Genomic DNA, 5890 nt, shown 5'->3' on the forward strand with positions numbered 1-5890 from the left:
CCGTCATCAGCCTCCCTTCGAGGACGCCGGCGGCTCCGCCGTTGGAAACGACGCCGTTCCTGCACGTAGCCGCGTGACGCGTCAGGGCAGCGGCCGTCTGTGAGGTTTTCACGTAGGCCGGCCGAAGCATTCGCTTCGGCCTTTTCCTTTGGAGCATAGCGATGGTACAGAGTGCGAAGCCGACGTCCGCCAATCCCCCGCCCTCTGATGGCGTTCGCGCCGATGAGATCGAGATCGCCGCAGTTCAGGAAGAACTCGAAGTGGGGGTGAAAACAACCGAGACAGGCGCTGTCCGGATTCACAAGATTGTGCACGAGGAGATGCAGCCGATTCCCGTGAGCCTTCGAAGTCAAACGGTTGAAGTCAAGCGCTTCGCCATCAATCGCCCCGTGGAAGAAAAGTTCGAGTCTCGCCAGGACGGCAGCACGCTCATCATCCCTGTCTTCGAATACGTTCCAATCATCACAATGCAACTGACGTTGAAAGAAGAGGTTCACGTGACGACCACCGAGTCTCAACAAGAAGTTTTTCAAAACGTGCTCGCGAACAATGAAGAACTGGTCGTTGAACGTCGGTCCGGAACGGATGGAGAGTGGCATCGGGAAAAAGATGGGCCTGTTGATCCCGTATAGCGCGTCTCAGGAACGGCGGTTGCAGGAATCCATGCTCATGCAATTCCCTGACTCAGTCCCTCAGACTCAGTCCCTTAGTCAATCCCTCACCGGCCGTCGATGGCCCTTCTTTGCTGGAGCTACCGCAATGACACAAACTCTTATTGGTTTATTTAATTCTTTTGATGACGCGCAGAACGCCGCAGACCGTTTGACGCAGGAAGGCATCGCTCGGTCCGACATCAACGTCCATGCGCAGGACGATGCAACGGAGGGGCAAGACGGCTCCCTCGGGACCGCCGAACCAGGTACAACGCGGACCGTTGCCACGGACCGTTCGACAAGCGAGACGCGTGAGCACGCTTCTGGGGGTATTGCCCACTTCTTCAAACGCTTGTTCGGCGATGATGATGCGCCCGAAGAAGTGAACCACTACCATGAATCGATTCGCCGCGGCCATGCTTTGCTGTCGGTGGACGTAGCAGACGAGTCGCAGGTTGATCGTGTTCGTGCCACGCTCAATGGTGCCGGTGCCCTCGATATCGACGAACGTGTGTCGCAGTGGAAGAGTTCCGGCTATAGCGGCTACGACAGCAGCGTTCCTGCCTATACGGCGGATGAAATTGCAGCGGACCGCCAGGCGTTTCCGGTCGTCAAGGAAGAACTCGCGGTGGGCAAACGTGAAGTGTCCACGGGCGGCGTTCGGGTCTATTCCCGGCTGACCGAAACGCCGGTCAGCGAGCCGGTGAACCTGCGCGAAGAGCACGCTTCGATCGACCGCCGTCCGGTTGACCGCCCGGCAACTGCTGCGGATCTGAAGGAAGGTTTCGTCGAAGTGCGCGAAACGGCGGAAGAGCCAGTCATTGCAAAAACTGCACGCGTGATCGAAGAGGTCGTTGTGGGCAAGGAATCAACCACTCGGACCGAGACGGTGAATGACACCGTACGCGGCACAAACGTCGAGGTCGAACGCGTGGCAGGGGAAGATCCCCAGGTGCGCCCGGACGCTACGACAAAGAAGACTCAATAATAGCCTTAGGGTATCGGCGGCCGTCGGGCCGCCGGTCCGTCCGCAATGAGATCCCGACAACCATCCAGTCCTCAAACAATAGCCGGCTGAAATGGGTGGGCGCCCGATAGTTCGGCACAAAGACAAGCACGGACGTTAATCAAAAGCGGCCTTGAACCTTATCTAGCGGCGACGCGCTACCACGGCAATTAGGCCGAGACCAACGAGGCCGCATCCCCCTAAAGTTCCGAGCGCGCCTAAAGACCCTAATGGGCGGGACAGCGCGCTGGCGATCGCCGTTCCAAGTGGCCAAGTGTCCCAATGCAGACGGTGACCAACCCCATCATGCGACTGCGCAAGAGATCGGGCGTCGGGTCGATTACGATTGTAGTTTGAAAGATGTTATAGAGCGCACTAGCGAATCCCCCGACGAACAGTACGGCCAGGACGGGTACGAAAGGATGCTCCGACCTTCCAACGAGTGACGCGAGACCGAGCGCGAGGAAAAGGGCGGCAGCACCGGTCGCCAGCCAAAAAATGGGCCGTCCGCGCGGTGTCCGGAGAGCGATCACCACGCCGGCGACGCGGGATCCTGCGGGCTCGGCGGACGCCAGCGCCCCCACCATCGCTGACGACACCTTAAACACGTGCAAACCGAGAGGCGTGAGAAGCGCGCCGTAGCTGTAACCAAAGAGGTTGGTGACGACCGTGATCCCGAGGAGGGCCGCAAGGGTTTTACTGGCGCGGGCGAAAGCAACCGCATCCCGAAGATCTGTCATGGCGCGCCGGATCGGAAGCCGCCGGTTCCCCCTCTGAAAACAGGGGATCCGCGACACGACAGCAGCAGCGCTTTGCTAGACAGTGCGGATATAAGAAATGCACCTGGCAGACCCAGACTTTGGTACGCAAGGCCGCCCAGTATCGGCCCTGCGCATCGCGTCGCATAGTTCGTCATGCTGTCCACCGCAACCGCGCGCGGCCTTGCCTCATCACCTGCGCATTCCGAAATCATCCTCCGTCGCGCCGGCATTTCTGTTGCGTATACGAGTCCACTAATGAGAGCGGCGACGCCCACAGGCCAATGTTGGAGTACGCCGCACAGGCCGAGCGCACCTACCGAGACGGAACTCAATGCTGTTAGGACCAGGCCACCGACCACGATCCGCTTGCGATTGTCCGCCTCCGACAACACCCCAATGAATGCACCCGTCAACAGCAGCGGAAAACTTCTCGCCGCCGAGACGGTCGCGACGGCAGCCCGTAGCCGGTCGCCTGAAATGTGAAGAGGCCGGCAGCCAGCACCTCAAACCAAAGCATCGCGTTTGCGACACCACCGGCAATCCAGAGCTCCTTAAAGCCTGACGCCGCGAAGAGCGGCGCAATCACTGTTCGGTCCATATTATTGCCTCAATGCCGGTTAAGGCCGCAGACCGCTGCTGAGCGTGTCGTCGCCCACCCTTACCCCACCCCTTCACAGCCAAATTGAAAAATTGGGCTATTCCGCATGTCGTTTTTCCAATCGAAATTCGAATGGACAATTCGCTGCCGTATCTTCGAGCAGCGGCCCGGCGCAACCAAGGCTTTCTACCGAGGTTGCGAAGGGCGCAGCGAATTTTGCCGGCTCCCGCCTGGCTCGTCTTAACTTTACCGGATACATTCGAGATCGTGTCGCATGGAAGAGCATGCACAACATGTAAATACGTTCGCGTCGATCAGGATTCCTCGACAGACACGCTTTGTTTTCGATGGTCGGGGCGGATTCGAGTCGACCTTTGACATTTTGATTTCACACCTGCTGTCTGCGCTAGTTCCTGTTTTCTGTCTCTCGCAAAGTCTACTTCTCCCTTCATTTCCAGATTCGAATTGCGGATTATTTTGCCGGTAGCCAGATCCGCAGGCCCCTGGGTCTTTCTTTCCCAATCCTTTGACGGTGACTCTGTGATGAATTTTTCCTGTGACGACCGTCACCGTGCACATTCGAACACCTGTGTTTTTAGTGAAAACCCTTTTCAGCGCCCTGGTGGTACGTCGATTGCACAGAACATTACGCATCCCCTTTCTCAAACACTGCAACTTTCGCCAGGGCCGCGCAGGCCTTGAGAATCGAGCGCCCAGCACTGGGTGCGCTGCGCGGTCTAACGCAGCGCCGCTCGACCCAATGATTCGCACTTCCGTTGTACGCGTGTTCTGGCATGCGTATGGCGAAACGTTTCATTCAACCTAGACTGGAGATATAAATGTTCGTACACAACAAGCGGCTGCAATACACCGTCCGCGTTGCGGCTCCTAACCCGGGCTTGGCGAACCTCCTCCTCGAGCAGTTCGGCGGCCCCCAAGGCGAGCTAGCGGCCGCGTGCCGGTACTTCACTCAAGCGGTCAGCGAAGATGATCCGGGTCGCAAAGACATGTTGTTCGATATCGCTACCGAAGAGCTGAGCCATCTGGAAATCATCGGTTCCATCGTTGCAATGCTGAACAAAGGCGCGAAGGGTCAGCTTGCGGAAGCCGTTGAGTCTGAGGCCGAGTTGTATCGGTCGCTCACTGCAGGGGGCAATGATTCGCATACGACAGCCCTGCTTTATGGCGGTGGACCTGCGTTGACCAATTCGGCCGGTGTGCCCTGGACCGCGGCTTACATCGACACGATCGGAGAACCGACGGCCGATCTGCGCTCAAACATCGCGGCTGAAGCTCGTGCAAAAATTGTTTACGAGCGCCTGATCAACGTTACTGACGATCCGGGCATCCAGGAGGCGTTGGGCTTTTTAATGACGCGCGAAATCGCCCACCAGAAGTCCTTCGAAAAAGCGCTGCATTCGATCCAACCAAATTTCCCGCAGGGCAAGCTGCCGGGCGTGCCCGAGTTCACGAGCGTCTACTTCAATATGTCGAAGGGTGATGACATCCGTGGCCCGTGGAACAAAGGCGGCGACTGGAAGTTCGTTGAAGACCCGCAGCCGGCGGTTGACGGCGGTGACGGGCTCGCAACTGTTGGCGTAACGGAGGCCGATGTCGAGGTCCTGCAGGCGATGGCAGCCCGTACGGCGTCAGACGTCAATGCTGATCCGACAACCGGCGCAGACCTCGGCGCAGGTCAGGCGACTACAGCGAAGTAAGATCGATTGGATAGCAGCTTCATGAGAAGCTCGCTTGAAAGGATGGCCCGCTTAGCGGGTCGTCCGCCTTACCGAGGTAACAAGCCTTCCAACGAGGTAGGCCTCCAGTGCTCGGGCATTGCTTACTGAAGACACTAGCGGCTGACCGTAGGGACTCGCATACGTGGGCGCAACCCTTTATAACTGAGCAGTCAACACACTATGGATTTCGAATCGTTCGCAGCCTCCCCTCGCATTACAACGATGATCAAGCTCGATCACACTCATGTATTGGCAGCTTTTCACCGGTACCGAACGGACGCGCCTCATTGGCGCAAGGCAGCGCTCGTCAACACCATTTGCGCTGCCCTTGAAATCCATGCACAGCTCGAGGAGGAGGTTTTTTATCCTGCACTTCGTGCTGCGAACCCAACCGCGACAGTCCTCGACAAAAGTGTCCCGGAACATGATGCGATGCGTGAGAGCATTGCGAAGCTTCGTGGGATGAATCCCGACGCAACTGCATACGACGAAACGCTCATGGAATTGATGCGGGAAGTACTTCATCACGTTGCTGATGAGGAAACCATCTTACTGCCGATGGCCGAGGAAAGCCTCGCGCAGGACCTTCGGCGCTTGGGCGCCAGGATGAACACTCGCCGCGCGCAGCTCGTCGCTAGCCGTCCGGCCGAGCTTGCAATTAATAGCGCTGGAGCGTTTCCCGTTCTTACATTGTCGCTGCTGGGCGCGGCAGCACTGGCGCTGGTTTCGGCTTTGCGCCCCCGCACGCGCGCACCGCGCGATTTGCAATGAAATCAGCCTTCATTTTTGACCTCGACGGCACGCTCATCGATAGCGTCTACCAACACGTGATCGCATGGAGCGAAGCGCTGGATAGCGAAGGGCTGAGCCTCCCCGTCTCCAGAATCCACCGCAAGATCGGCATGAGCAGTAATCTCTTCGCGAAGCAGCTTCTGCGAGAGGTCGGTGGCCACATCGATACGGATCGCGTCAAGCGAATCAAGAAAAGACAGGGTGAGGCGTTCGACCGGTTCAATCGCCAGATTCAGCCCCTCCCAGGGGCGCGCGAGCTTCTTGCGGCATTGACCGCGGCCGATATACCGTGGGCAATCGCCACCAGCGGCAGTCCAGAGGCGACAGCCTCCAACTTGGAA

At 58.2% G+C, this 5890-nt stretch carries 6 protein-coding genes; 5 read left to right on the forward strand and 1 reads right to left on the reverse strand.

The annotated features are described in order from the left end of the window. Window positions 1-161: 161 nt before the first annotated feature. Window positions 162-632, forward strand: a complete 471-nt coding sequence (locus tag JWR14_RS02525; protein WP_299700758.1) for a YsnF/AvaK domain-containing protein — start codon at window positions 162-164, stop codon at window positions 630-632. A 37-nt stretch (window positions 633-669) separates the two neighbouring features. Beyond that, window positions 670-1641 (forward strand): YsnF/AvaK domain-containing protein, encoded by a 972-nt coding sequence (locus JWR14_RS02530; protein ID WP_366144498.1) that lies wholly within the window; start codon window positions 670-672, stop codon window positions 1639-1641. Window positions 1642-2395: 754 nt separating this feature from the next. On the opposite strand, the gene JWR14_RS38500 is transcribed toward JWR14_RS02530, so the two are convergent. Next, a complete protein-coding gene (locus JWR14_RS38500) occupies window positions 2396-2899 on the reverse strand; it encodes an MFS transporter (RefSeq protein WP_366144499.1) in 504 nt (167 codons plus the stop codon). A gap of 958 nt (window positions 2900-3857) precedes the next feature. On the opposite strand from JWR14_RS38500, the gene JWR14_RS02535 reads away from it, so the two are divergent. From JWR14_RS02535 to JWR14_RS02545, 3 genes are all read left to right on the forward strand, one after another. Beyond that, a complete protein-coding gene (locus tag JWR14_RS02535; protein WP_299700761.1) occupies window positions 3858-4736 on the forward strand; it encodes a manganese catalase family protein in 879 nt (292 codons plus the stop codon). 243 nt (window positions 4737-4979) lie between these two features. Further along, window positions 4980-5528 carry a hemerythrin domain-containing protein gene (locus JWR14_RS02540; RefSeq protein WP_299700764.1) on the forward strand — a complete coding sequence of 183 codons (549 nt, stop codon included), beginning with the start codon at window positions 4980-4982 and terminating at the stop codon, window positions 5526-5528. Continuing rightward, the coding region (locus JWR14_RS02545; protein ID WP_299700767.1) for an HAD family hydrolase at window positions 5525-5890 on the forward strand (366 nt) is incomplete at its 3' end. The genes JWR14_RS02540 and JWR14_RS02545, both read left to right, overlap by 4 nt.

Origin of the sequence: Caballeronia sp. (assembly GCF_028292365.1) — a bacterium.
Taxonomy (GTDB): domain Bacteria; phylum Pseudomonadota; class Gammaproteobacteria; order Burkholderiales; family Burkholderiaceae; genus Caballeronia.